The organism is Dechloromonas sp. CZR5 (genome assembly GCF_008711155.1).
Taxonomy (GTDB): domain Bacteria; phylum Pseudomonadota; class Gammaproteobacteria; order Burkholderiales; family Rhodocyclaceae; genus Azonexus.
Map to the genome: position 1 here is coordinate 35,943 of NZ_VUYQ01000005.1, position 26,166 is coordinate 62,108.

Below are 26,166 nucleotides of genomic sequence, written 5' to 3' on the forward strand. Positions count from 1 at the left end.
AACGTGCTTTATCGTGAAAACGGCCAGTTCAAGACCACCTACGCGGCCGACCAGCAAATCTTCACCATCGCCCAGGACAAGTGGTTCGTCCTCGGTATCGTTGCCTTCGCCTTCCTCGCCGTGCCGATGCTGGCCGACGAGTACATGTTCCGCGCCATCCTCATTCCCTTCCTGATCCTGTCGCTCGCTGCACTCGGGGTCAACCTGCTGGTCGGCTATTGCGGCCAGATCACCCTGGGGGCAGGGGCCTTCATGGCGGTTGGGGCGTATGCGGCGTACAACTTCCTGATCCGTATCGACGGCATGCCGCTGATCGGGGCGCTGCTGCTCGGCGGCCTGACCTCGGCCGGCATGGGCATCCTGTTCGGGATACCCAGCCTGCGGGTACGCGGCCTCTACCTGGCCGTGGCCACGCTGGCGGCGCAGTTCTTTTGCGATTGGGCCTTCCTGCGCATCAAGTGGTTCACCAACGATTCGTCGTCGGGTTCGGTTTCCGTCTCCGATCTCAGCGTCTTCGGTTGGGTGATCGACTCGCCGGCCGAAAAATACCTCTTCTGCCTCGGATTCATCGTCGTCTTCGCCGTGATCGCCAAGAACATGACGCGCGCCACCATCGGTCGCCAGTGGATGGCCATCCGCGACATGGACGTGGCCGCCGAGGTCATCGGCATCCGCCCGATGTACGCCAAGCTCTCGGCCTTTGCCGTCAGTTCCTTCTTCGTCGGCGTTGCCGGCGCCCTGTGGGGCTTTGTGCACCTCGGCTCCTGGGAGCCGGCGGCCTTCTCGGTCGACCGTTCCTTCCAGTTGCTGTTCATGGTCATCATCGGCGGCCTCGGTTCGATTCTCGGCAGCTTCGTCGGTGCCGCCTTCATCGTCATCCTGCCCATCTTCCTCAACCAGTTCCTGCCGGCGCTCGGCGGTTTGCTCGGGTTACATATCTCGACAGCCGCGGTGTCGCATGCAGAACTGATCATCTTCGGTTCGTTGATCGTCTTCTTCCTGATCGTCGAACCGCACGGCCTGGCTCGCCTGTGGGCGATCGCCAAGGAAAAACTGCGTCTGTGGCCTTTCCCCCACTGACGCGGAGACAGCAAAATTTCACGATTCATAACCTGATCAACAGGAGGAGACAAACCATGAAATTCCGCGCTCTCGCACTTGCTGCAGCCGTTTCAGCCGTCGGCCTGACTTCGGCAACCGTATCCACCGCGGCCTTTGCCCAGGCCAAGGAGCAGTTCTTCCCGGTCCTGGTGTATCGCACCGGTGCCTATGCCGCCAACGGCAATCCCTGGGCCAACGGCTACGTTGACTACCTCAAGCTGGTGAACGCCAGGGGCGGCGTCAACGGCGTCAAGCTCTCCTTCGAGGAGTGTGAGTTCGGCTACGCCACCGACCGCGGGGTCGAGTGCTACGAACGCCTGAAGGGCAAGGGTGCCACCGTCTTCCAGCCGCTGTCGACGGGCGTGACCTTCGCGCTGACCGACAAGGCGCCGGTCGACAAGATTCCCCTGGTGACCGCCGGCTATGGCCGCAGCGAATCGCAGGACGGCTCGGTGTTCAACTGGAACTTCCCGCTGCTCGGCACCTACTGGGTTGGCGCCGATGTCGCCATCCAGCACATTGCCAAGCAGGCCGGCGGTCTCGACAAGTTGAAGGGCAAGAAGATCGCGCTGGTCTATCACGACAGCCCGTTCGGCAAGGAACCCATCCCGCTCCTGCAGGAGCGCGCCAAGCTGCATGGCTTCGAGCTGATGCTGCTGCCGGTCGCCCATCCGGGCGTCGAGCAGAAGGCGACCTGGCTGCAGATCCGCCAGGCACGTCCGGACAACGTCCTGCTCTGGGGCTGGGGCGTCATGAACTCCACCGCGTTGAAGGAAGCGCAGGCCACCGGCTTTGCCCGCGAGAAGATGCTCGGCATCTGGTGGGCGGGTGCCGAACCCGATGTCAAGGACGTCGGCGCGGGTGCCAAGGGTTATGCCGCACTGACCTTGCAGCACTCGGCCGAACCGAACTCCAAGGTGGTCAAGGACATGCTCGAGATGGTGCATGCCAAGGGGCAGGGCACCGGGCCGAAGGATGAAGTTGGTTCCGTGCTCTACATGCGTGGCCTGATCTCCTCCATGGTCGCCGTCGAGGGCGTGCGCAAGGCACAGGAGCGCTACGGCAAGGGCAAGGTCATGACCGGCGAGCAGGTGCGCTGGGGTCTGGAAAACATGAATCTCGACCAGAAGACGCTGGACGGCATGGGCTTCGCCGGCGTCATGCGCCCGGTGCAGACTTCCTGCCTGGACCACATGGGTTCGTCGTGGGTTCGTATCCAGACCTGGGACGGTACCAAGTGGGTTCCGGGTACCGACTGGTACCAGGCTGACGAGAAGCTGCTGCGCGGCATGGTCCTGAACGCTTCGCGCAAGTATGCCGAAGAGAAGAAGATCACGCCGCGTACGCCGGAACAGTGCAAGCAATAAGGTGAACCGCAGCTCCCGCGCTCCGGCGCGGGAGCCTTTCACGAGAGTCGAACATGAGCGCCACCCCGAATACCTTCCTCAGTGTTAACAACATCGAGGTTATCTACAACCACGTCATCCTCGTCCTCAAGGGTGTCTCGTTTTCCGTGCCGGAAGGCAGCATCGTCGCCTTGCTCGGCGGCAACGGCGCCGGCAAGACGACGACCCTGCGTGCCGTCAGCAATCTGCTGCACGGCGAGCGCGGTGAAGTGACCAAAGGATCGATCGAATTGAAAGGCGAGCGGGTCGAGTCGCTGACCCCGGCTGACCTGGTGCAACGTGGCGTCGTCCAGGTCATGGAGGGCCGCCATTGCTTCGGCCACCTGACCATCGAGGAAAACCTCCTCACCGGCGCCTATACGCGTACCGACGGCAAGGCCGCCGTCCAGGAAAGCCTGGAAAAGGTCTACAACTTCTTCCCGCGCCTGAAGACACGGCGGACCAGCCAGGCCGCTTACACCTCGGGCGGCGAGCAGCAGATGTGCGCCATCGGCCGCGCCCTGATGGCCAATCCGAAGATGGTCTTGCTCGACGAACCGTCGATGGGCCTGGCGCCGCAGATCGTCGAGGAGGTGTTCAGCATCGTCAAGGAGCTGAATGAGAAGGAAAAAGTCACCTTCGTTCTCGCCGAGCAGAACACCAGTATCGCGCTGCGCTATGCCGATTTCGGCTACATCCTGGAAAACGGGCGCGTCGTGATGGAAGGGTCGGCAGCGGATTTGCGCGATAACGAGGACGTCAAGGAGTTCTACCTCGGGCTGTCGTCGTCCGGGCGCAAGTCCTTCCGCGAAGTAAAGCACTACCGCCGCCGCAAGCGCTGGCTTTCGTAATGGCAGTGCGCCGCTCATGGCGGCGTTGTCGGCGGGCTTGTTTGCAATAGCAAACGGCGCCCGTCTCCGCCTTGCCCTGAGCGGCTACTTTGCCATTCCGGGTGCAGGGCGGGATTGCCGTGGTCAACCCGGAACAAACGGAGATATTTGAAATGAGCTATTACGACCCGCTCGAGACCCGCGATCCGGATGAGCGCGAGGCGGACTTGATGGACAAGCTGGCGCGCCAGGTGGCGCATGCCAAGGAAACGACGCCTTACTATTTTCAGAGCCTGGCGGGGGTCAATCCGTTCGATTGCGCGACACGCGAGGCGCTCTCCAGGTTGCCGCTGACCCGCAAGCGCGACCTGATCGAACTGCAGAAGAAACACCCGCCGTTTGGCGGCCTGAATGCCTTGGCCCGCCACAAGGCCAAGCGGGTATTTGCCTCGCCGGGGCCGATCTACGAGTTGCAGGGGATGGACATGGATCACTGGCGGATGGCCCGCGTGCTTTACGCAGCCGGCTTCCGCAGCGGCGATCTGGTGCACAACTGTTTTTCCTATCATTTCACGCCGGGCGCCTTCCTGATGGAAGGGGGGGCACGCAAGCTGGGTTGTGCGGTGTTTCCCGGCGGGGTAGGTCAGACCGAGCAGCAGGTACAGGCCATGGTCGATCTGCGCCCCGACGGCTATGTCGGGACGCCCTCCTTCCTGCGCATCATCGTCGAGAAGGCCGAGGAGCTGGGGGCCGATATTTCGTCGCTCAAGAAGGCCCTGGTTTCCGGCGAGGCTCTGCCGGGCGTCACCCGCAACTGGCTCAACGACCGGGGCATCACGGTGCGTCAGTGCTACGCGACAGCCGACATCGGGGCCATTGCCTATGAAACCGACGCCGAGGAAGGCCTGGTTGTCGAAGAAGGTCTGCTGGTCGAGATCGTTCGTCCCGGTACCGGTGATCCGGTCGAGCCGGGCGAGGTCGGCGAAGTGGTTGTGACCACCTTCAATCCCGATTATCCGTTGATCCGCTTTGCCACCGGCGATCTGTCTGCCGTCATGCCCGGATGTTCGGCCTGCGGGCGGAGCAATATCCGCCTGAAGGGCTGGATGGGGCGCGCCGATCAGACGACCAAGATCAAGGGCATGTTCGTGCATCCGGAGCAGGTTGCCGAAATCGCCGTGCGCCATCCGGAAATCCATCGCATGCGCCTGGTCGTGGACAACCCGGGAGGGCAGGATCGCATGGTTCTCCATTGCGAGATCGAGGCCGGTCACGAGGCGCTCGACAAGGCCCTGGTCAACAGCCTGCGGGAAGTGACCAAACTGCGTGGCGAAGTTGCTTTTGCGGCGCCGGGGGGCTTGCCCAACGATGGAAAGGTGATCGAAGATAGCCGGGTCTATTGATCCGGAACGCTTCCATGCGATACCTCCTTGCCGTGCTCGCCGTCCAGGCCTTCCTGGCCCTCAACGCACAGGCCGACGACGCGCCGTTGCGGCCTTCGGCGCGCCTGCTTTTCAAACAGCCGGAAATGCTCCGTTCCGGGCAGTGCGTGCGCTATGAGGAAGGCGGGGCTGGCTGGGTGGTGACCGATCCGGTTTTCTACCTGAAAGGCGAAGTACTCGCCAGCGAGGTGCGGACTCGTCGCCTGGCCCGATGCCCGTTGGTGCCGGGCAAGAATATCGAGCAATACACCCGGGCCGAGTTCAATCGCCATGCACTGGCCTATCCCTGCGTCGCTCAGGGCGTTCCCGAGCGCGACGAGCAGATCGGCATGGTTCGAATCCGGGTCAGCGACTGGGAAACACCGCACGCCCGCAAGGCGGAAAATGCCGGGCGCCTCTATCGTGGCGCCTATATCGACCGCCGCCTGGAAAAAGGCATGGAGATCGAGCTCGAAGCCGACCTGCTTGGCATCTGCGAGCGCTGAAGCGATACGGTATGGCGCTCCGCCGCGTCAGGTCTTGCGCGGCAGGCTCACTGCCCCGGCCGCGACGAGGCGGTCGATCTCTTCTTCCGACAATCCCATCTGCAGCAGGCATTCGCGGGTGTCTTCCCCGAGCAGGGGCGGCGGCCGCCGGATGGCGCCGGGGGTGCGCGACAACCGGGGGGCCGGTGCCGGCTGGGTGACGCCGGCCATCTCGACGAAGGTTTCCCGGGCCTTGTTGTGAGGGTGCTCGGGGGCTTCCCTCATGCTCAGCACCGGCCAGACGCAATCGTCGGTGTCAGCGAACAGCGATTCCCAATGGGCGCGCGGCTGGCCGCGGAAAATGCTTTCCAGTCGGATCTTCATGCCGGGCCAGCGTTGCGTGTCGTATTGCCGGCCGGCGAATGCCGGATCAGCGGCCAGACCCAGGCGCTCGACGAAGGTCTGGTAAAACTGGGGTTCGAGCGGGCAGACGCTGATCCACAGGCCGTCGGCACATTCATACACGTCGTAGAACGGGGCGCTCGAATCGATGGCGCATTGCCCCTGCCATTCGCCCAGCGCCTCTAGGTTGAACAGACCATGGGCCAGCAGCGCAGCGCCTTCGCACATGGCCGCATCGATGACCTGGCCGATGCCGCTGCGCTTGACCTCGAGCAGCGCACAGGCGATCCCCCAGGCCAGTAGCAGTCCGCCGCCGCCCATGTCGCCGACCAGGGTCGGAGGAGCCCACGGCGCGCCGCCATGGCGACGACCGGTATCGAGCACGCCGGCCAGCGCGGCATAGTTCGCATCGTGGCCGGCACGCGGGGCGAGCGGGCCGCTTTGCCCCCACCCCGTCATCCGGGCGTAGATCAGTTTCGGGTTGCGCGCCAGGCAATCCTCCGGGCCGAAGCCCAGTCGTTCCATGACGCCGGGGCGGAAACCTTCGAGCACGACATCTGCGTCGTCGGTCAGCCGCTGTACCAACTGCTTTGCATCCGGGTGCTTGAGATCGACGCACAGGGATTTTTTCCCCCGATTGGCGACGGCCTTGCGCCCCCCGCCAAACAGCTGCGAGGCGAAGGTGCCGCCGGCACGCTCCAGCAGGGTGACGTCCGCGCCCATGTCGGCGAGCAGCATGCCGCAAAAGGGGCCGGGGCCGATGCCGGCGAATTCGACGACCTTGATGCCGGCCAGCGGGCCGTTCTGTCGGGCTTGTGCGTGTGCTTTTTCCATGATGTCTCTAGGGGGCTGAGAGGGGAGGTGAGCCGGTCAAACGTCAAAGGGCTATTTTAGAGTGTGACGATGCTTTCCCGATCGGGCAAACTGCTGTCGTTTGGATTGTCCTCATCATGGATCGGGAGTCATGAACAAGCATGCCGACGAACTGCTGGCGCGAATTCGCGCCCTGCAGGATGAACTGGAAGAAGAGTACCGTGCGAAGCGCGAGGAATGGGCACAGAAAAGAGATGAACTGGCCGACGAGTTCCTGCGCCAGCAGCGTCGCTACAAGATCGGCCTGTTCCGCTTTCTCGTGCGCAGCCGCCTTCTGGTCGTCCTCAGCGCCCCGATCATCTATGCGGGCTGGATCCCCTTCCTGCTGATGGACCTTTTCGTGAGCGTGTACCAGGCCATCTGTTTCCCGATCTACCGGATACCGAAAGTCAAGCGTTCGGACTATCTGGTCTTCGATCGCGAAGACTTGCCCTACCTGAACCTCATCGAGAAATTCAACTGCTTCTATTGTTCCTACGGCAATGGCGTCGTGGCCTATGCACGGGAGGTGGCGGCACGGACGGAACAGTACTGGTGCCCGATCAAGCATGCGCGGCGTTTCCGGACAGCGCACGAGCGCTATCCGAAATTCTTCGATTATGGTGACGCGGAAGCCTACCGCCAGGGGCTTAAACGGCTGCGCAAGCAGTATGAGGATTGATGCCGGGCCGGCTTGTCCGGGCGGTGTGCGCCAAATGACTATGCGGGCTGGATAAGTTCGAATTCGAACGAATGCGGCGTGCCGGCTTCCCAGGTCTGGCCGAAACCTATCCTGCCCTTGCCGGAGAGCACGACCATGTTTTTCCGTATCCGTGATGCGGGGCACCCTTCAGGGTACAGATAGGTGCCGTTCGTGCTTGTGTCGATGAGCAGGTAATTGCCAAGCCGGTAAATGATGCGTGCATGATTGCGCGACACCTTGGCGCTGTTGATCGGCAGGTCGCAGACCATGTCCCGGCCAATCGCGATGACGTGTTGGCGTTTGTCGAAAACGAATTGCCGGGCGCCCTGGCGCAGCACGATGGAGCTGCCGGCCAGCGGGGCATGTTTTCCGGCTGTGCCGTTTTCCCGTGCGGAAGAGCGGGAAGGCGGCTGGGCCGGAACGGCATTCCAGTCGACGGAAAACGCGGCGATCGCCGAACCGTCGTTGGCGATCGGAGTAGATGCTTCCTTCAGTTCCCCGGGCAGGCTTTCCTTGACCTGTTCGGAGAAGACGATGCCGGCCTGGCCAAGTAGTGCGGAGAGTTTGGCTGCCGTCGCTTCCGCCGGGTCGACCGCGTGCCGGGTCAGGTGTTGCCTGATCGAGGCATGGATGCCTATCTTCAGCGACAAGCGGGTGTCGCCGAGCTGTGGGATGACGGCGCAGTGGCGCTGCATTTCGCAAGCTCCGATCAATGCTGCCTCGGCCGAGTCGAACCCCGCCACCAGGCCGCGGGGCAGGGACTTGGTGAGGAGGCCGCCATGGGCGCCGAGTACGCGCTCCAGCCTTTTCAGCCTGCGCTGTACCAGCTTCCCGAGTTGCCCGCTATCCAGGTGAGCGGACTGTTCGGTCGTTTCGTGCACCGTGCCGTACAGCAGATAGTCGTGACTCAGTGGCTGCGCCTGTTGGTCGGCATCACTGAGGGTGGGGTAGACATCCGGCATGGCTTGGATCGCGACACGTCAACGTTGGTTGCGGAGGGGACGAAACTGCCACAAGAGCTTATCAGCCGCCCGGACGTCAAATTGCAAAGATTTGTGGCAGCTCGCCAATGCAGTGCTGCCCCAATCGCCGGCCGGAGCGGCGATGGCATTCTCAAGCCTTGCGGCCGAACAGCCCGCGCACCGCTTCCTGCAGGTCGGCCGGCAGGACCACCAGCTTGGCGTTGTCCTTCTCGCCCATGCGTTCCAGCGCGGCGATGTATTTTTCGCCCAGCAGGTAGGACATCGGCCCGGTCTGTTCACCGATCGCACTGGTGACGCGGCGGATCGCCTCGGCAGACGCTTCGGCCAGCATGACCTGGGCGTTGGCATCGCGCTTGGCCGACTCCAGGCGGGCTTCCGCCTCAAGGATGGCGGACTGTTTCGCGCCTTCCGAACGGGTGACGACCGCCTTGCGTTCGCGTTCGGCTGCCGCCTGCATTTCCATCGCCTTCTGCATCGACTGGGAGGGCTTGATGTCCTGGATCTCGACCGACTTGACGGTCAGCCCCCAGTCCACGGCTTCGTCGGCGATGCTTTCGCGCAGCCGCGCCTTGATCTTGTCGCGTGAGGAGAGCGCCTCGTCGAGTTCCATCTCGCCGACAATGGAGCGCAGCGTGGTCATGATCAGGTTGCGGATGGCTTCGGAAAAATCGGTGACGCCATAGACGGCCTTGACCGGGTCGGTCACCTTGATGAAAGCGATGGCATTGGTCAGGATCACGGCGTTGTCGCGGGTGATGACCTCCTGTTCCTGAACATCGAGGATGATGTCCTTGGTGACGAGCTGGTAGGCGATCTTGTCGAGATAGGGAATGACGATATTGAGGCCGGGCTTCAGCGTGCCGTGATACTTGCCAAGGCGCTCGACGATCCATTCCTCTCCCTGCGGCACGATCCGGACACCTTTGGCGATGGTGACGGCGACGAAGGCCAGGAGGGCGAGAACGACGACGAATCCGGGACTGACTTCCATGTGTGACTCCTTGCGGTGAATCCGCCTAAACCTTGCTGACGGTGAGGAAACTGCCTTGAATGGCGACAACCTTTACCCGTTCGCCCGCCGCGATGGGGATATCGGCCATGCAAACCCATTCTTCGGAGCCGAGAACCGGGCGCTGGAAACGCACCTTGCCGCGTTCGAAGGGGGCGACCGCATTGACCAGCAGGCCGATTTCACCGACGGCCTCGCCGGTGGCCGTGCCGATCCGTGTCTTGTGAAAGCCCGGCTTGAAAACCTTGAACCAAAGCACGACCATGGCCAGCGAAGCGGCGGTCCAGATCGCCAGTTGCACGGTCAGCGACAGATCGGGGGCGAGGAGAGCGAGCAGCCCGACGAGCAGTGCGCCCAGACCGAACCAGACGACGAAAAAGGACGGAACGACCAGTTCGGCCAGGATAAGACCGATACCGCCGACCGTCCATACCCACCATTCAAGTTGCATAGCACTCTCCTTGTGGTACTGAGTATTTAGGGTTTGGCGCGGTGGGTCAAGGACGATTGTGGTTTGTCCGGATGTGTTCGACTGCCGGCCGGAATTAGAATGGCCGGGTGAATACCGCATTGCTTCTTCTCCCCGATTTCGCCCTGATCCTGCTCGGTGCCGCTATCCGGCGCTGGATGCACTTGGGCGACCATTTCTGGAGCGGCGTGGAGAAGCTTGTCTATTTCATTCTCTTCCCGGCGCTGCTCGTCAATGCCATCGTCAAGACCCGCCTCGATCTCGGCGCGGCGCTGCCCCTGCTCGCCACCGCGTTTGCCGCGATGGCCGGCGGGATGTTGCTCGGTCTCCTGCCCAGGCTGTTCGTGCGCATGCCGGCGCTGACCTATGCCTCGATGTTCCAGTGCGCCTACCGCTTCAATTCCTATATCGCGCTGGCGGTGGCCGGGATGCTCTTCGGCTCACCCGGTATCGCGACCATGGGATTGATCGTCGGCGCGGCGGTACCCTTTGCCAATCTGGTGTCGGTGTGGATGCTCGCACGCCACGGCGAGGTCGGGCTATGGCGCGAGGTGGCGCGCAATCCGCTGATCTGGGGGACGGCCACTGGTTTCCTTCTGAATCTTGCCGGCTTCATGCCGCCGGCACCGCTGCAAGCCTTCCTCGGTCGTCTTGCCGACGCTTCGATCGCTCTCGGCCTGATTACCGTCGGCGCCGCCCTGCGCCTGGATGGGGCTTCCGGGGTCAAGCTGTTCGCGAGTTGGCTGGTTGCCGTCAAGCTGCTGGCACTGCCGCTGATCGCGATTGGCGTGGCATCCCTGTTCGGCCTGTCCGGGCTCAATTTCCAGATCGTCGTGCTGTTCGCCGCCTTGCCGACGGCTTCCTCAGCCTACATCCTGGCCATGCGCATGGGCGGGGACGGGCGCAGCGTCGCCTGGCTGATTTCGGCGACGACCCTGGGTTCGATGCTGACCCTGCCCGGCTGGGCGGCCTGGCTATCGCGCTGAGACCCGGTACGCAAGGGCAGGCGCTTGGTGCCTGCCCGGCCGGATGGTTGCTACTTTTTGCTGCGCGACGATTTCGGCTTGGCGGCAGCCGCTTCCGCGGTGGCGGCTGTCGCAGCCTGTGCCGCTGCTTCGGCGTGTTGCTGCATTTGCTCGCGCATCTGCTGCATCATTTGCCAGGGCCACATGGCGGCATCGGAAAGCGTGCTGTGCGCCGGGTCGGCGACGCCCTGGAAAAAGTGGGGCTGGGAGGCAGGGGGCGGCTGCGGCGCATCGGGGGCCAGCGATTTCGCGGCGTCGGAAGCCATCTTGCCCATGGCCTGTACCGCGCCAACGGTCGTGCGCTGCATCTCGAGACCCTGGATCGTCATCTGCAGCATCGACAGGTTCATGCGCAGCCAACCCTCCACGGCCTTCATGTCCTTGATGCGCTTGTCGAGTTCTTCGACATCAAAAGTGGGTGCCACCATCCCGGGCAGGGAGAACCCCATGTTGCCCCACATGCTGCGCATGAAGTTGAGCGGGTCGTGTACTTGATCGTCAGCCATGTCAGTCTCCCTTCTTGTTGGACTTCCATCTTAAACCCGGATCGAAGCATTTGGGTGATATTGATGCGGCTCCGGCCGGGGCGCAGGGTAAAGTCGCTCGCAGGCGGTGATTTAGCTCGCGGGGTATGCGAAAATGATAAATTGGCATGCGGATAGATAGGGGGAAGTATGTTGAAGCTGTTGGTGGTTGAGGATCACGCGCTGGTTCGCGAAGGCCTTGTTCGCCTGCTCGGGCAGTTGGAGCCCGGGGTGTCGGTTCTGGAGAGCCCGGATTTCGAATCGGCACTCAATGTGCTCGACTCCGCGGGCGAGTTCGATCTGGTTCTGCTCGATCTGGCGCTGCCCGGTATCGACGGTTTTGCCGGACTCGATATTCTGCGTCGCCGTTACCCCGCCATGCCGGTTGCCGTGGTTTCAGCCTTCGATGATGTGCCGACCATTACCCGTGTCCTCAATCTCGGCGCCTCCGGCTTCATTCCAAAGGCTTTCTCCGGAGAAGCCCTGCTGTCGGCGGTCCGTGAAGTGCTGGATGGCAATATCTTCCGTCCCGCCGGGCAGTCCGCGGCGCCGACGCTGGATGCCGAAACGCCGATTCCGCCGGTCAAGAAGGGCGTGCGTCCGGACGAGGTCGGGCTGACCGATCGTCAGGCGCAGGTTCTGGCCTTGATGGTGCGCGGCCTGAGTAACCGTGAAATTGCCGATCAGCTGGGCTTGTCGGAGGGAACGGTCAAGATTCACGCGACCGCCGTGTTCAAGACGCTCGACGTCAGCAGCCGGACCCAGGCCCTGGTTGCCGTGGCTCGCTACGGCATCGATTTCGAGAGCGTTTTCTGAAGCTGGCCGATCAGCGCCCGTAGCTTGGCGGGCCGCACCGGCGTCGGTAAGGTGTGCACGCCGTCGGGCAGTTCCGGCACCGCCGTCTGCTGCTCGTCGAGCAGCACGATGAGCGGCATGCCGGGGGCGTGACCGCCGGGACAGAGCGCTTCGACCGCCGTCATGTCGGCGATCACGACGGCACGTTGCGACGACTGGCCGGTATCGTCGCCCGGCAGCATGCGTACCTCGTATTCCCAGCGTCCCGCGAGTTCGGCACAGTGTTGCAGTTCAGGTGAGCTGCCGATGCAATCGACTTTTTCGGCCGGTGCGATTTTTCTGGTCGCGGCTGGCAGAGGGGCGATCGGCCGGCAACCATCGACGTGGAGCGTGAAGCACGTCCCTTCTCCGGTGCGCGACTTCAGCTTGACCTCGATATCGAGCGCCTTGGATAGCCGGTCAACGATGGATAATCCCAGACCGAGGCCCTTGTTCTGCTCCCGGGCGGCATTGCCGACCTGATAGAACTCGGCAAAGATGGCCGCCTGGTGTTCGGGCGCAATCCCGATGCCGTTGTCCCTCACTTCAAGGGCGACTTCGTTGCCCCGTCGCCGTGCCGCCAGCAGTACGCAACCGCCTGGCGGCGTATAGCGCAGCGCATTGGACAGCAGGTTGGCGATCATCCGTTCCAGCATGACCGGATCGGTTTCGACCCAGAGCGGGGAGGGGCGAATGCGCAAGGTCATGTTGCGGTCGGCCGCTGCCCGACGAAAGGCATCGGCGAGGCGCTGAAAGATCGGTTGCAGCGGCGAGGGGCGCGGCTCCGGCTTGATGCCGGCCACATCGAGTCGTGAAATGTCGAGCAGCGAATCGAGCAATTCGCCCAGGAGCGCGGTCGAGGCGGATATCTGTTCGGCCAGATGGGGAAGTTCTTGCAGATTGGCACCGCGAATCTGGCGTTGCAGATCGGCGGCAAACAGGGAGAGGGCATGCAAGGGTTGCCGCAAGTCATGACTCGCTGCGGCCAGGAAACGACTTTTTGCCGTATTGGCACGTTCGGCGGCGTCTTTTTGCCCGGCCAGCTCCAGCGTCGCCTCCTGAACGCGTTCCTCCAGGTGTTCGTGGCTGGCCGCCAATTCTGCTGTCATCCTTGCCATCTCGCGAAACTGGCGCCGGGCGAGAACGGTGCTGACAAGAAGGACGATGATTACCAGTGTGGCGATGGTTCCCAGTTCGAACAGGCGGTTGTACCAGCTGGCGAGTACGGTGCTTTCGGGGATGGCGGTGAGGATGCGGAGATCGGGGAAGCCGGGGACGGCAACCAGCGAGACCAGCAGGCCTTTGTGGCGATTCAGGCCGAATTCGGCGAGCTGGCCCTTCAGGTTTCCCGCAAAAAGTGCGGATTCGGCCGTGGCCCCCAGAATGGGCGAGAGACGACTCAAGTCGGTTGGTCGGCAGGAAGCGGCAATCTCGCCCTTGGCGTTGATGAGAACCGACTCGAAATCGTCGGAGAGCCGGTTGGACCAGCAGAAATCCTGCAAATAGGCCGGTTCGATGGCACCAAATACGGCACCGCTGAACAGGCCGTTGTCGCCCGTGACACGGCGGGCGATGCCGTAGGTGTAGCGTGCCGAGTTGCGCCCGATGTAAGGGCCATAGGTTGCGCCTTCGGCGCCCCCCTCCAGTGCCGCGAAATAGGGGCGGTCGCTGATGTTGATCTGGGGGGCTGGGAAATAGGTTGAAATGAAACGCTGGTTGCCTTTTTCGTCAAAGATGATCAGGTCCCGCAATTGAGGCATCGCCCGCGAGTGGCGCTGGGCAATGTATTACCAACCCTTGCTGGCGTCCCATTCGCGCCAGTTGCGGCGGCCGTGCGACAGATCGGTTGCCGTTTCACGTAACAGGACATCGACCGCCTCGAAACTTCGCGCGGTGTGCTCGGCCATCATCAGGCTGAAGTGCTGCAAGCGGCGCTCGCCGGCTTCCTGGTCGCGGTGGCGGGCGACCACGAGATCAGCCAGGAAGAGCAGCAATACGATCAGCGTACCGATCAGCGAAATGCTCAGGGCGAGGGTTTCGGGCTTGCGCTTGGGCATGCTCTGCTAGCGCTGGTAGCAGTAGAGGGGGCGGGCCGGCGAACAGTCCACTTCGATCACGCGGTCCGGTGTGGCGCCGGGTATCGGAAAGCTGTTGCTGATAAACAGGCTGCCCGGTTTCATCTCGGCCTGCACCTTCTCCCAGAGGCGCGGCATGGGGGCCGGCGAGAGGAAGGCATAGACCACGTCGTAATCGCCGAGCCGGGCATTCCACAGATCATCCCAGCGCCAGGCGATGTTGGGGCGGCCGACACTGAGGAGGCGTCCGGCCAGCCAGGTCAGCGGAGCATTCTCGATGCCGGTGAAGTGGCTTTCCGGGAGCGCATCGGCCAGCGGGACAGTGGTGCTGCCGACCCCGGCGCCGAGGTCGAGAAAGCGGCTGTCGCCGCGTTCGGCCAGCAGGTTGGACAGGGCTTGCACCGTTTGCTTGTTGGACAGGTAAAGCGGCACCTGGCCGGTCAGTGCGCCGCGATAGACGAGCAGCAGCAGAATGGCGGCAAGCAGGAACCAGCCGGGGTCGACGGCCAGCGTGTGGGTAAACCAGACCAGCGGCATGAAACCGCCGTGGATGACGCGCCACCACCACGGCTGACGCGACAGGGTAGCGAAGAGCAGGGCGGCGGCGCCGATGGCCAGGCTGGTTTCCAGCCAGGGCATGGCCTCTCCCCGCAGGCCAAAATAAGGCCAGGCCAGGGAGAGGATCAGGATGGCGGCGGCGCCTTGCAGCGCCAGTTGGCGAAGCGGGGGAGATGACATCCCCCGATTTTATGCCATCAGCGCCTTTCGTGCCGTGTCCCTGCGGGCTTCGGCTTGCTCGGCGGCTGCCTGGCGTACCGGACCGTAGCCGCGGACCTCGGCCGGCCAGTTGGCCAGGGAGGCCGCTGCGGAAGGCTTGCCGGAGGATGCCAGAATCAGATCGAGATCCGCTTCATAGGCAGCCAGCAGTCGCCGGTCGACAGTCTTTTCCGGGCTGAAGCGGAAGGGGTCGAGCCAGCTGCCGCGTAGCGACCGCCACTTGGCCAGCAGCTTGAGCACCGGCAGCAGCCGGCTGCCGAAACGAATCTTCTTCGGCCGGCCGTCAGGGCCGGTTTTGGCCAGGAAGGGCGGAGCGAGGTGGAAACTGAGTTGCGGGTCGCCGGAAAATTGTTCGGCAAGGCGCGTCATGAAATCGCCTTCGACAAACAGCCGGGCGACCTCGTACTCGTCCTTGGGCGCCAGAAGCCGGGCGTACTGGGTGGCTACCGTGCGGCTGAGGGACTCGTCGCCGAGGCCCAGAACGGCGGCCATGCGTTGCCGATAGCGCTCGGCCAGGCGGGCGTCCTGGTAGGCGGTCAGGTGCTGGGCGCGATGTTCGATCAGTTCGCTCAGCGAGCGCTGCGGTAGCGGCGTGCCTGCCAGCGGACCGGTGATGGCGGCTACCTTGTCCGGGAACAGGGCTATCCGCCGGCCCCAGGCGAAGGCCTGCCGATTCGCTTCGACGGCGGCGCCGTTGAGCTCGATGGCCTTGTCGAGCGCAGCAGCCGATACGGGCACCAGTCCCATCTGCCAGGCGTGACCGAGGAGCAGCATGTTGGCGTAGAGCGCATCGCCCATCAGCCGGGTGGCCAGGTGCTGAGCGTCGATGAAGCGTACCTGGTCGGCACCGAGCGTATCAATCAGCTGGCGCTGCAGGCCGGCGAGCGGGAAATGCCAGTCGCGGTTGCGGGTGAATTCGGCGGTCGGCGTGTCGGTGCAGCTGACCACCGCCCGTGTCCGGCCCTCGAGCATTTTCGACAGGGCTTCGGTACTGGCGCTGACCACCAGGTCGCCGCCGAGGATGGCGTGGGCTTCGCCGGTGGCGATGCGGGCAGCGTGGATGTCTTCCGGCCGGTCAGCGATACGCAGGTGCGAGAAGACGGCGCCGTACTTTTGGGCAAGACCGGTCATGTCGAGGGTCGATATGCCCTTGCCGTCGAGGTGGGCGGCCATGCCGATCAGCGCGCCGAGGGTGATGACGCCCATGCCGCCGACGCCCGTGATGATCAGGTTGTACGGCTGGGTGGTGGCCGGCAGTTGCGGGGCCGGCAGGATGGGCCAGTCGGCATTGTCCACTGCAGCTGCGCTCTTGCGCGGTTTGGCGCCTTCAATTGTCACGAAGCTGGGGCAGAAGCCCTTGACGCACGAGAAATCCTGGTTGCAGGCGGATTGGTCGATCTGCCGCTTGGTGCCGAAGTCGGTTTCGACCGGCACCACCGACAGGCAGTTGGATTGCACCGAACAGTCGCCGCAGCCCTCGCAGACCGCTTCGTTGATCACCACACGCGTGCTGACCGGCGGCAGCTTGCCGCGCTTGCGGCGGCGCCGGGCTTCGGTGGCACAGACCTGGTCGTAGATGAGGATGGAGACGCCGGGGTATTCGCGCAATTCGCGCTGGACGCTATCGAGTTCGTCGCGATGGCGGACCGGTACATGCGGGGCAAGGTCGGTGATCTCGGCGTACTTGTCAGGATCGCTGGCCACGACGACCATTTTCTCGACGCCCTCGGCTTCCAGCTGGCGGGTAATCTGGGCGACGCTGAGGTTGCCGTCGACCGGCTGGCCACCGGTCATGGCGACGGCGTCGTTGTAGAGAATCTTGTAGGTGATCGGCACCTTGGCCGCCAGCGATTGGCGGATGGCGAGCAACCCGGAGTGGAAGTAGGTGCCGTCGCCGAGGTTCGCGAAGATGTGCTTTTCGGTGGTGAACGGCGCCTGACCGACCCAGGGCACCCCTTCTCCGCCCATGTGGGTGTAGGTGGCCGTGCTGCGGTCCATCCAGGTCACCATGTAGTGACAGCCGATACCGGCCACGGCGCGCGAGCCTTCCGGCACCTTGGTCGAGCTGTTGTGCGGGCAGCCGGAGCAGAAGTGCGGCTTGCGCTCGGCGAGTACCAGCGGCGTCTGCGCCGCCTTCTGCTTGGTGGCGATGACGTGCAGGCGGGCCTCAATGCTCGGTGACGTGAAGAAGCGGCCGATCCGCTCGGCGATGACGCGGGCGATGGTCGCCACCGGCAGCTCGCCGGTGGCCGGCAGCAGCCAGTTGCCTTCCGACCATTCGCCGATTTCGTCGAACTTGCCGATGACGCGGGGGCGGACATCCTCGCGCCAGTTGTAGAGCTCTTCCTTCAACTGGTATTCGAGCAGCTGGCGTTTTTCCTCGACGACGAGGATTTCCTCCAGTCCCTCGGCGAAGTGGCGGACGCCTTCCGGTTCCAGCGGCCAGACCATGCCGACCTTGTATAGGCGGATGCCGATTTCGGCCGCCAGCTTGTCGTCGATGCCCAGTTCGTCGAGTGCCTGGCGCACATCGAGGTAGCTCTTGCCGGCGGTCAGGATGCCGAGGCGAGGGGCTGGCGAGTCGATGATCACCCGGTTGAGCTTGTTGGCCCGGCAATAGGCGAGGGCGGCGTAGAGCTTGTGGTTGAGCAGTCGCGCTTCCTGCTGCAGTGGCGGGTCGGGCCAGCGGATATTGAGGCCGTCCGGGGGCAGGGTGAAATCGGTCGGGTAGACGATGTCCACCGCGCTCGGGTCGATGTTGACCGAGGCCGAGGTCTCGACCGTATCGGCCAGCGCCTTGAACGCAACCCAGCAACCCGAGTAGCGGCTCATCGCCCAGCCATGCAGTCCATAGTCGAGGTATTCCTGCACGTTGGCCGGGTAGAGCACTGGCATCAGCACGGCCTTGAAGACGTGCTCGGTCTGGTGCGGCAGCGTCGAGGATTTGGCAGCGTGGTCGTCGCCGGCGATGACCAGGACGCCGCCGTGCCGGGCGGTACCGGCGGCATTGGCATGGCGGAAGACGTCGCCGCAACGGTCGACGCCCGGCCCCTTGCCGTACCACATGCCGAAGACACCGTCGTAGCAGGCACCGGGGAACAGACCGACCTGCTGACTGCCCCATACGGCCGTCGCGGCCATATCCTCGTTGATCCCCGGCTGGAAGGTGACGTGATGCTCGGCAAGATGCAGCTTGGCTTTCCACAGGCCGAGATCGAGATTGCCGAGCGGGCTGCCGCGGTAGCCGGAAACGAAGCCGGCGGTATTCAGGCCGGCGGCCAGGTCGCGTTCCCGTTGCAGCATGGGTAGTCGGATTAGGGCCTGGGTGCCGGTCAGGAAGACGCGGCCGGTGCTACGGGTGTATTTATCGTCCAGCGTCGCGGCGAGCGCGGCTGGTAGAGCGAGGTTGCTCATTGTTGTCTCCGTTTTGTTCGCCTTGTGGGCGAGGTTTCATCGCCGCGTCGCCGGGGGTGGTGGCGACGCGGAGCTTGGAGATTTGAGTCTGGCCGAAAGCGAATGTTCCGGCAAATCGGGGTTAACCCGGAGGCAGGACTTTCCCGGGGTTGAGCCGGTTGTGCGGATCGAGCGCCTGCTTGATGGTGCGCATCACCTCGACGGCGACATCGCCATGCTCGAGCGGCAGGTATTGGCGCTTGCCGAGGCCGATGCCATGCTCGCCGGTGCAGGTGCCTTCCATGGCGATGGCCCGCTCGACGACGCGCTGGCTGATCCAGGCGGCTTCCTTCATTTCCTTGGGATTGTCGGTGTCTACCAGCACGACCAGATGGAAGTTGCCGTCGCCGACGTGGCCGAACAGGGCAATGGGGATACTGACCTGGGCAATGTCCGCCTGGGTGTCGGCTATGCATTCGGCCAATCGCGAGATCGGCACGCAGACGTCGGTCGGGAAGCTGCGGCAGCCCGGCTTCAGCTGCAGGCAGGCGAAATAGGCATCGTGGCGGGCTTGCCACAGGCGACTGCGGTCTTCGGGGCGGGTCGCCCATTCGAAATCGGTGCCGCCCAACTCGCCGGCAATGGCCTGTACAGTCTGTGCCTGCTCCTCGACCCCGGCCGGACTGCCGTGGAATTCGAAGAACAGGGTCGGTGCCTCGGCCAGCGTGGTTTTGCTGAACAGGTTGATCGCCTTCAGTGACAGGGCATCGAGCAACTCGATGCGCGCCACCGGGATACCGAGCTGGATGGTTTGAATCACCGTCTGCACAGCCGCCTCGATGCTCGGGAAGGTGCATACGGCGGCCGACATGGCTTCGGGTATCGGGTAGAGCTTGACCGTCAGTTCGGTCATCACGCCGAGCGTGCCCTCCGAGCCAACGAGCAGGCGGGTCAGGTCGTAGCCGGCCGACGATTTGCGGGATCGGCCGCCGGTTTTCATCACGCGACCGTCGGCGAGGACGGTGGTCGTGGCCAGCACGTTGTCTTTCATCGTGCCGTAGCGCACGGCGTTGGTGCCGGAAGCACGGGTTGCCGCCATGCCGCCGAGCGTTGCATCGGCACCCGGGTCAATCGGGAAGAAGAGCCCCGTTCCTTTCAGCGCATCGTTCAGCTGCTTGCGGGTGACGCCGGCCTGGACGACGGCATCGCCGTCTTCGGCATGGATGGCCAATACCTCGTTCATGCCGGAGAGATCGAGCGAGATGCCGCCTTGCGGCGCCAGCACGTGGCCTTCGACGGAGCTGCCGACGCCGTAGGGAATGACCGGTATGCCATGTTGGGCGCACAGGCGGACGACGGTGGCGACTTCGGCGGTGCTTTCCGCCATCACCACGGCGTCAGGCGGTTGCGGTGTATGGACGGATTCGTCGCGTCCGTGCTGCAGGCACTGGGACTCGCCTTGGGAGAATCGTTGCTGGAACTGCTGCTGCAGGGAATGGATCAGGGTTTCGGGAAGGGAGTGGCTCACGTCAGGAATCGGGTTGCTTGGTCGAGATCCGTGTGAGTATGCCCTTCATAGAGCGCCGTGACGAATTTTCTCCAGACCAGGTCGGGCTCTCCGATGCGGAAACCGCAGTAATGCTGGTCGTTTATTTCGGTTTCCTGGACCACCTGTACGGTGAGACGCGATACCTCGTTCAGCCCCAGCTGCACCGTCGCGTTGAGCCAGACTTCGGCCGGAATCTGCTGGGCGACCCGGGCGCGGAAGCCGTAGCGCGATACCTCGTTGACCTCGACCGGTATCGGGGCGCCGGCCAGCGGATTGTTGTTGGCCAGCCTGGCCGGGCATTTGACCGAGAAACGCTGGTGCTGGCGCACCTTCCGGGCGACCCCGTCCCCGGGCTGGGGCGGCAGGACCTTCTTGTATTCCGGGAGATCGTAGATGAGATGCAGCAGGGTTTTCTTGCGATCGCTGAGTTCGGCGAACACCTTGGTCCGCTTGTTGAAGAAATAGTCGATCAGAGCCGGCGTCATCACCGGGTCGTTGGTGGTGAAGAAACGGCGATGCGGAATCTGGATGTTGGGCAGCTTGGTCTCGACGAAGTAGCGATGGAGATTCCGGTTGGGCGGCTTGCTGGCGTAGGCCTTGCGCATGATCTCCGGTGCATGCTTCAGATCGAGCGTGGCGCCGACGGCCGGTGCGCCATTCACGAAATCGTAGTTCTCGACGGTATTGGCCGTCAGCCGCTTGAAGAAGAGCAGCGACTCGTACATCTCGATGTGCCGGGGATTGACGGCAATGACAAGGTGGCGCGTGTCGAAGAAGGTCGTGCAGTATTCGTACATGAACTTCATCAGCGGGAAGAGAATCGTCCCGCCGGTGCGCCGGAAGCGCGGATGTACCGCCAGCGCGGAAACCTCGGCGATCTGCCCTTCCTTCTCGCGCACATCGGTCAGGTCGAAGATGCGCTGCAGCGGAAAACCGATGGCGCTTTCACGGATCAGCGACAGCGTACCGACCACCTGGTCGTCGAACTTGGCGCAGAGCGTGGTGGTCGTCGGCAGGGCGTGATAGATCGTCACCCGCATGCCGGATGGATCGGGGGTCATGAAGCCGCTGCTGACGTAGGCGTCATGCAGGAGCTTGAAGCAGGCCTCAAGTTCCTGCTGGGTTTCGGCGATCTTGAGGACCAGACGTTTGTTGGGTTCCCGACAGTCTACGAACGAACGATAGACGTTGTGCCTGCTCTTCTGAGGCAGCATCGAGAACAGCTTGCGGGCCGTCTTGGCAACCAGGAAGCGTAATCGGGCAATTGCCGGCATCTGGCACTCTCATGGGGTGGCTACATTCCTTGATCATATCACCTAATGATTGACACGGATAAGATGCCTCCGGACAATCGCTTGGCCGTTGTCAACCCCCAGAAAAATCAGGAGATAAACCGATGCACGCGAAGCTTTCCATAGTAGCCCTCTCCATCGTGGCCGCATTTGCCTTTTCCGCCTGCGGTCAGAAAGAAGAGCCAAAGCCGGTCGCCGCACCGGGTGCGCCCGCCGCCAAGCCGGAAGTCGTGGTCAAACTGGGGCATGTTGCACCGATGACCGGTCCCCAGGCTCACCTGGGCAAGGACAATGAAAACGGTGCCGTACTGGCGGTCGAGGAACTGAATGCCCAGGGCCTCGAGATTGGCGGCGCCAAGATCAAGTTCCAGTTGCTGGCCGAAGACGATGCCGCCGACCCGAAGCAGGGTGCCATCGTTGCCCAGAAGCTGGTCGACGCCAAGGTCAATGGCGTGATCGGCCACCTGAACTCCGGCACCACCATCCCGGCTTCCAAGCTCTATGCCGACGCCGGCATTCCGCAAATTTCCGGTTCCGCCACCAACCCGAAATACACCCAGCAAGGCTTCAAGACGGCCTTTCGCGTGATGGCCAACGATGTCCAGCAGGGCAAGGTGCTCGGCGAATTCGCAGCCAAGCAGGGCATCAAGACTGTCGCCGTCGTCGATGACCGCACCGCCTATGGCCAGGGCCTGGCCGACGAATTCAAGAAGGCGGCCGAAGCGGCCGGCCTGAAGGTCGTCGCCACCGAGTACACCAACGACAAGGCGACCGATTTCAAAGCCATCCTGACCAAGATCAAGTCTACCAAGGCCGAACTGGTCTTCTACGGCGGCATGGACGCCCAGGGCGGTCCGATGGCCAAGCAGATGAAGGAACTGGGCATCAAGGCCAAGTTCCTCGGCGGAGACGGCGTCTGTACGCCGGAATTCATGAAGCTGGGCGGCGAGGCCGCCGAAGGCAACTACTGTTCGCTGCCGGGCATGCCGTTGGAGAAGCTGGCCAAGGGTCCGGAGTTCAAGGAGCGCTTCACCAAGAAGTTCAATGCCGATATCCAGCTCTATTCCCCGTATGTGTACGACGCGGTGATGGTCATGGCCGACGCCATGAAGCGCGCCGACTCGGTCGAGTCGGCCAAGTTCCTGCCGGCCATCGGCCAGACCAAATACGACGGCGTCACCGCGCTGATCGAGTTCGATGCCCAGGGCGACCTGAAGGGCGGTGCCATTTCCATTTACCAGTACAAGGGTGGCAAGCTGGAATACGTCGAGACGCTGGGCGGTACCCCGGTTGATGTGGCCAAGGCTGAGGTCAAGGAGGCGGTTGCCGAAGTGAAGGATGCCGCCAAGGCGGTGGCCGGCGCGGCGGCGGCAGTTGGCAAGGAGGTTGCTGCTGAAGCCAAGGATGTGGCCAAGAGTGCGACGGAAGCCGGCAAGGATGCCGTAAAGGCCGGTGCGGAGGCTGTCAAGAATGCGGCCGATGCAACCAAGGCTGCCGTCGAGAAAAAGTAGTAGACTGTTGTTCCGCAAAACGGAAACGGCACCGCAAGGTGCCGTTTCCTATTATGTATTCACAGAAATAGACTAAATGGATATTTTTCTCCAGCAGATAGTCAATGGACTGGTCCAGGGCAGTATCTACGCCCTGGTCGCACTGGGCTATACGATGGTCTATGGGATCATGGGGCTGATCAACTTCGCGCACGGCGAAGTGGTGATGATCGGTACGCTGGTCACCATTACCGTGGCCGGCTCCCTGATCAATGCCGGCATGCCGGTGGCGCTGGCCGGAATGGCCGGCCTTGGCGCATCGATGCTGATTTGCATGGCACTCGGCTGGGGCCTTGAGCGCATCGCCTATCGCCCGCTGCGCAACGCTCCGCGCCTGACGCCGTTGATTACGGCCATCGGCATGTCCATCGTGCTGCAGAACCTAGCCATGATGATATGGGGGCGAAATTACCTGACCTTCCCGCCACTGTTGCCCAAGGTCAATTTTGAACTGGCCGGGGCGCATTTCACGGCGATCCAGGTCTTCATCGTGGTCGTTTCCGGGGGCACGATGGCCGGCCTGCTGGCCCTGATCTACCGCACCAAACTGGGCATGGCCATGCGCGCCACGGCGCAGAACCCGGCGGTGGCCAGCCTGATGGGCGTCAATATCAACCGCGTCATCGCCGCTGCCTTCGTCATCGGTTCGGCGCTGGGCGCACTGGCCGGGGTCATGGTCGGCACCTATTATGAAATCGCCCATTACCAGATGGGTTTCATGCTCGGCCTCAAGGCCTTTACGGCGGCCGTGCTCGGCGGTATCGGCAATCTGGCCGGCGCCATGCTCGGCGGCGTGCTGCTCGGCATCATCGAGGCGCTGGGGGCGGGCTACATCGGCGACCTGACCGGCGGCTTCCTGGGCAGCCATTACCAGGACATTTTTGCCTTCGTCGTCCTGATTGTCGTCCTGATGTTCAAGCCGTCGGGGCTGTTCGGTGAAAAGACGGGAGACCGCGCATGAGCAAGTGGCTGAATCCCCGTTCCGCCTTTGGCATCACGCTGATCGCCGTCGCCCTGCTCGGCCTGCCCTTCGTGGCGGCGATGGGCGGCCAAGCCTGGGTGCGCATCCTCGACTTTGCCATCCTCTACGTCTTCCTGGCTCTCGGTCTGAACATCGTGGTCGGCTATGCCGGCCTTCTTGACCTTGGGTACATCGCTTTCTATGCGGTCGGCGCGTACACCTGGGCCTTGCTGGCCAGCCCGCACTTCGGCCTGCATTTGCCGATTTGGGCCATCCTTCCCATCGGCGCCGCCTTGGCCTGCCTTGCCGGGGTGTTGCTCGGTTCGCCGACGCTGAAGCTGCGCGGTGACTATCTGGCGATCGTGACGCTCGGCTTCGGTGAAATCGTCCGTATCTTCATGAACAACCTGAATGCCCCGGTGAATATCACCAACGGACCGCAGGGCATTACCCTGATCGATCCGGTGGCCTTCGGCGATTTCAAGTTTTCGGGCAATACCCAGCTTTTCGGCCTGACACTGAGCGGGCCGATGAAGTATTACTACCTGCTGGTCGCGCTGGCCATCCTGGTCGTCATCATCAACTTGCGCCTGCAGAACTCGCGTATCGGCCGTGCCTGGCAGGCCATCCGCGAAGATGAAATCGCCGCCAAGGCGGTCGGCATCAATACCCGCAACATCAAGCTGCTGGCTTTCGCCATGGGGGCCAGTTTCGGCGGCATCGCGGGCGGCGTGTTCGCCGCCATGCAGGGCTTCGTGTCGCCGGAGAGTTTTTCGCTGATGGAATCGATCATGATCCTGGCCATGGTCGTTCTCGGCGGCATGGGCCACATTCCGGGCGTCATTCTCGGCGCCGTGCTGCTCAGCATCCTGCCGGAAGCCTTGCGCTACGGTGTCGGGCCGATCCAGATGGCGCTCTTCGGCAAGATGATGGTCGACCCCGAGAGTCTGCGCATGCTCGTTTTTGGCCTGGCGCTGGTCCTTGTCATGCGCTTCAAGCCGGCCGGTCTGTGGCCGTCGCCGGAACGCAAGCGGGAGCTGAGCGAGAAGCGGACGGAGGGCAAGGCATGAGTACGAATCTGCCAACGCCGCTTCTCGAAGCGAAAGCGGTCGCCAAGCACTTTGGTGGTGTCAAGGCGCTGCGCGACGTGTCGCTGACCATTCGTCACGGTGAAATCTACGGTTTGATCGGTCCCAACGGCGCCGGCAAGACCACCTTCTTCAACTGCATGACCGGGCTGTACGTACCGGACGGCGGCGGCTTCACCTTTGACGGCGCACCGCTGGTCGCCGACGCGCCCCAGCATGCGGCGGCGCGGGGCATTGCCCGCACCTTCCAGAATATCCGCCTGTTCGGCAACATGACGGCGCTGGAAAATGTGATGGTCGGTCGCCACGTGCGTACCCGGGCCGGCGTCATCGGCGCCATGCTCAATACGTCGGCGACCCGCGCCGAGGAGGCCGCCATCCGCCAGCGCGCCATCGACCTGCTGCACTATGTGCGCATTGAGGACCGTGCCGGCGATCTGGCCAAGAACCTCTCCTACGGCGACCAGCGTCGCCTGGAAATCGCCCGCGCCCTGGCTACCGAACCCAAGCTGCTCTGCCTGGACGAGCCGGCCGCCGGCATGAATGCGACCGAGACGGAGGAACTGCGCGAACTGATCGAGGGCATCCGTGACGACGGCACGACCATCCTGCTCATCGAGCATGACGTCAAGCTGGTCATGGGGCTGTGCGACCGTGTCGCGGTACTGGATTACGGCGCGCTGGTCATCGAGGATGTGCCGGCTGTCGTGCAGAAAGATCAACGCGTTATCGAGGCTTACCTAGGTGCTTGAAGTAACCGGACTCCACGTCGCCTACGGCGGCATCCAGGCGGTGCGCAGCATCACCTTTCACGTCAACAAAGGCGAGACGGTCGCCCTGATCGGCGCCAACGGCGCCGGCAAGACCAGCACGCTGAAGGCTATTTCCCGTGTGCTCAATGCGGTGGGCGGCGATGTCCATTTCTGCGGCGAGAAAATCAGCAAGATCGCGCCGCACGACGTCATCCGCAAGGGCATCGCCCTGGTTCCCGAGGGGCGCGGTGTGTTCCCGCGGCTGAGCGTGCTCGAAAACCTGCGCATGGGTGCCTTCATTCGTGACGATACCTCGGCTATCGAGCAGGATTTGCAGAAGATTTTCGAGTATTTCCCGCGCCTCAAGGAGCGGGAGAGTCAGTTGGCCGGTACCTTGTCCGGGGGCGAGCAGCAGATGCTGGCCATCGGCCGCGCCCTGATGAGCCGCCCGAAAATGCTGCTGTTGGACGAGCCGTCGATGGGTTTGGCGCCGATCATGGTGCAGAAGATTTTTGAGGTTGTCCGTGCTGTCGCGGCGACCGGGATGACCATTCTGCTCATCGAGCAGAACGCCAAGCTGGCGCTGGAAAGCAGTCAGCGCGGCTATGTCATGGAGAGCGGGGAAATCACCCTGCACGGCGAATCTGCGCAGCTGCTCGATGATCCCAAGGTCCGCGCGGCGTATCTGGGCGAATAAGCCGCGTTT

General features: G+C 63.2%; 24 protein-coding genes. 13 read left to right on the forward strand and 11 right to left on the reverse strand.

Annotated elements, in window-relative coordinates:
- Positions 1–3 precede the first annotated feature (3 nt).
- The 5 genes from F1002_RS13850 (at position 4) to F1002_RS13870 (ending at position 5,243) form a co-directional block, all read left to right on the forward strand.
- Positions 4–1,080: a branched-chain amino acid ABC transporter permease gene (locus F1002_RS13850; protein WP_150429649.1), complete on the forward strand. Its 1,077-nt coding sequence runs from the start codon at positions 4–6 to the stop codon at positions 1,078–1,080.
- 56 nt (positions 1,081–1,136) lie between these two features.
- Complete coding sequence (locus tag F1002_RS13855; protein WP_150429650.1) at positions 1,137–2,468, forward strand: ABC transporter substrate-binding protein; 1,332 nt, start codon at positions 1,137–1,139, stop codon at positions 2,466–2,468.
- Between the two features lie 53 nt (positions 2,469–2,521).
- Positions 2,522–3,337, forward strand: coding sequence for an ABC transporter ATP-binding protein (locus F1002_RS13860; protein ID WP_150429651.1), 816 nt, complete (start codon positions 2,522–2,524; stop codon positions 3,335–3,337).
- A gap of 152 nt (positions 3,338–3,489) precedes the next feature.
- Positions 3,490–4,719 carry a phenylacetate--CoA ligase family protein gene (locus tag F1002_RS13865; protein ID WP_150429652.1) on the forward strand — a complete coding sequence of 410 codons (1,230 nt, stop codon included), beginning with the start codon at positions 3,490–3,492 and terminating at the stop codon, positions 4,717–4,719.
- Positions 4,720–4,733: 14 nt separating this feature from the next.
- Complete coding sequence (locus F1002_RS13870; RefSeq protein ID WP_150429653.1) at positions 4,734–5,243, forward strand: hypothetical protein; 510 nt, start codon at positions 4,734–4,736, stop codon at positions 5,241–5,243.
- 27 nt (positions 5,244–5,270) lie between these two features.
- On the opposite strand, the gene F1002_RS13875 is transcribed toward F1002_RS13870, so the two are convergent.
- The gene (locus tag F1002_RS13875; protein WP_150429654.1) at positions 5,271–6,458 is read right to left on the reverse strand and encodes a CaiB/BaiF CoA-transferase family protein; all 1,188 of its coding nucleotides are present in this window, start codon (positions 6,456–6,458) and stop codon (positions 5,271–5,273) included.
- A 130-nt stretch (positions 6,459–6,588) separates the two neighbouring features.
- Between F1002_RS13875 and F1002_RS13880 the strand changes: the two genes are divergently transcribed.
- On the forward strand, positions 6,589–7,158 hold the full coding sequence (locus F1002_RS13880; RefSeq protein ID WP_150429655.1) for a hypothetical protein: 570 nt from the start codon (positions 6,589–6,591) through the stop codon (positions 7,156–7,158).
- A 38-nt stretch (positions 7,159–7,196) separates the two neighbouring features.
- Here F1002_RS13880 and F1002_RS13885 read toward each other — a convergent pair whose 3' ends face one another.
- The 3 genes from F1002_RS13885 to F1002_RS13895 all read right to left on the reverse strand — a co-directional run bounded on the left by F1002_RS13885 (position 7,197) and on the right by F1002_RS13895 (position 9,622).
- Positions 7,197–8,141, reverse strand: a complete 945-nt coding sequence (locus tag F1002_RS13885) for an FHA domain-containing protein (protein WP_150429656.1) — start codon at positions 8,139–8,141, stop codon at positions 7,197–7,199.
- Between the two features lie 151 nt (positions 8,142–8,292).
- Positions 8,293–9,153 carry an SPFH domain-containing protein gene (locus F1002_RS13890; RefSeq protein WP_150429657.1) on the reverse strand — a complete coding sequence of 287 codons (861 nt, stop codon included), beginning with the start codon at positions 9,151–9,153 and terminating at the stop codon, positions 8,293–8,295.
- A 25-nt stretch (positions 9,154–9,178) separates the two neighbouring features.
- Complete coding sequence (locus F1002_RS13895) at positions 9,179–9,622, reverse strand: NfeD family protein (RefSeq protein WP_150429658.1); 444 nt, start codon at positions 9,620–9,622, stop codon at positions 9,179–9,181.
- Between the two features lie 107 nt (positions 9,623–9,729).
- On the opposite strand from F1002_RS13895, the gene F1002_RS13900 reads away from it, so the two are divergent.
- Entirely contained in the window at positions 9,730–10,626 is an 897-nt protein-coding gene (locus F1002_RS13900; RefSeq protein WP_150429659.1) for an AEC family transporter, read from the forward strand.
- 50 nt (positions 10,627–10,676) lie between these two features.
- Here F1002_RS13900 and F1002_RS13905 read toward each other — a convergent pair whose 3' ends face one another.
- Complete coding sequence (locus F1002_RS13905; RefSeq protein WP_150429660.1) at positions 10,677–11,171, reverse strand: PhaM family polyhydroxyalkanoate granule multifunctional regulatory protein; 495 nt, start codon at positions 11,169–11,171, stop codon at positions 10,677–10,679.
- Between the two features lie 168 nt (positions 11,172–11,339).
- Here F1002_RS13905 and F1002_RS13910 point away from each other — a divergent pair, with 168 nt between their 5' ends.
- On the forward strand, positions 11,340–12,005 hold the full coding sequence (locus F1002_RS13910) for a response regulator transcription factor (protein ID WP_150429661.1): 666 nt from the start codon (positions 11,340–11,342) through the stop codon (positions 12,003–12,005).
- Here F1002_RS13910 and F1002_RS13915 read toward each other — a convergent pair.
- The 6 genes from F1002_RS13915 to F1002_RS13940 form a co-directional block, all read right to left on the reverse strand.
- A complete protein-coding gene (locus F1002_RS13915) occupies positions 11,975–13,774 on the reverse strand; it encodes an ATP-binding protein (protein ID WP_191090412.1) in 1,800 nt (599 codons plus the stop codon). The two genes, F1002_RS13910 and F1002_RS13915, sit on opposite strands and share 31 nt — an antisense overlap.
- 36 nt (positions 13,775–13,810) lie before the next feature.
- A complete protein-coding gene (locus F1002_RS13920; protein ID WP_150429663.1) occupies positions 13,811–14,080 on the reverse strand; it encodes a hypothetical protein in 270 nt (89 codons plus the stop codon).
- Between the two features lie 6 nt (positions 14,081–14,086).
- The gene (locus F1002_RS13925) at positions 14,087–14,836 is read right to left on the reverse strand and encodes a trans-aconitate 2-methyltransferase (RefSeq protein ID WP_150429664.1); all 750 of its coding nucleotides are present in this window, start codon (positions 14,834–14,836) and stop codon (positions 14,087–14,089) included.
- Positions 14,837–14,845: 9 nt separating this feature from the next.
- A complete protein-coding gene (locus F1002_RS13930; RefSeq protein WP_150429665.1) occupies positions 14,846–18,289 on the reverse strand; it encodes an indolepyruvate ferredoxin oxidoreductase family protein in 3,444 nt (1,147 codons plus the stop codon).
- Positions 18,290–18,410: 121 nt separating this feature from the next.
- Positions 18,411–19,796 carry an FAD-binding oxidoreductase gene (locus F1002_RS13935; RefSeq protein WP_223879611.1) on the reverse strand — a complete coding sequence of 462 codons (1,386 nt, stop codon included), beginning with the start codon at positions 19,794–19,796 and terminating at the stop codon, positions 18,411–18,413.
- Complete coding sequence (locus F1002_RS13940) at positions 19,793–21,091, reverse strand: GNAT family N-acetyltransferase (RefSeq protein ID WP_150429667.1); 1,299 nt, start codon at positions 21,089–21,091, stop codon at positions 19,793–19,795. The genes F1002_RS13935 and F1002_RS13940 overlap by 4 nt, the downstream gene beginning before the upstream one ends.
- Before the next feature lie 122 nt (positions 21,092–21,213).
- On the opposite strand from F1002_RS13940, the gene F1002_RS13945 reads away from it, so the two are divergent.
- The 5 genes from F1002_RS13945 (at position 21,214) to F1002_RS13965 (ending at position 26,157) form a co-directional block, all read left to right on the forward strand.
- On the forward strand, positions 21,214–22,620 hold the full coding sequence (locus F1002_RS13945; protein WP_150429668.1) for a branched-chain amino acid ABC transporter substrate-binding protein: 1,407 nt from the start codon (positions 21,214–21,216) through the stop codon (positions 22,618–22,620).
- Between the two features lie 76 nt (positions 22,621–22,696).
- Complete coding sequence (locus tag F1002_RS13950) at positions 22,697–23,620, forward strand: branched-chain amino acid ABC transporter permease (protein WP_150429669.1); 924 nt, start codon at positions 22,697–22,699, stop codon at positions 23,618–23,620.
- Positions 23,617–24,690 (forward strand): ABC transporter ATP-binding protein, encoded by a 1,074-nt coding sequence (locus tag F1002_RS13955; protein WP_150429670.1) that lies wholly within the window; start codon positions 23,617–23,619, stop codon positions 24,688–24,690. Before F1002_RS13950 ends, F1002_RS13955 begins: the two co-directional genes overlap by 4 nt.
- Positions 24,687–25,460, forward strand: a complete 774-nt coding sequence (locus tag F1002_RS13960) for an ABC transporter ATP-binding protein (protein WP_223879612.1) — start codon at positions 24,687–24,689, stop codon at positions 25,458–25,460. Before F1002_RS13955 ends, F1002_RS13960 begins: the two co-directional genes overlap by 4 nt.
- The gene (locus F1002_RS13965; RefSeq protein WP_150429671.1) at positions 25,453–26,157 is read left to right on the forward strand and encodes an ABC transporter ATP-binding protein; all 705 of its coding nucleotides are present in this window, start codon (positions 25,453–25,455) and stop codon (positions 26,155–26,157) included. The genes F1002_RS13960 and F1002_RS13965 overlap by 8 nt, the downstream gene beginning before the upstream one ends.
- Positions 26,158–26,166: the final 9 nt, after the last annotated feature.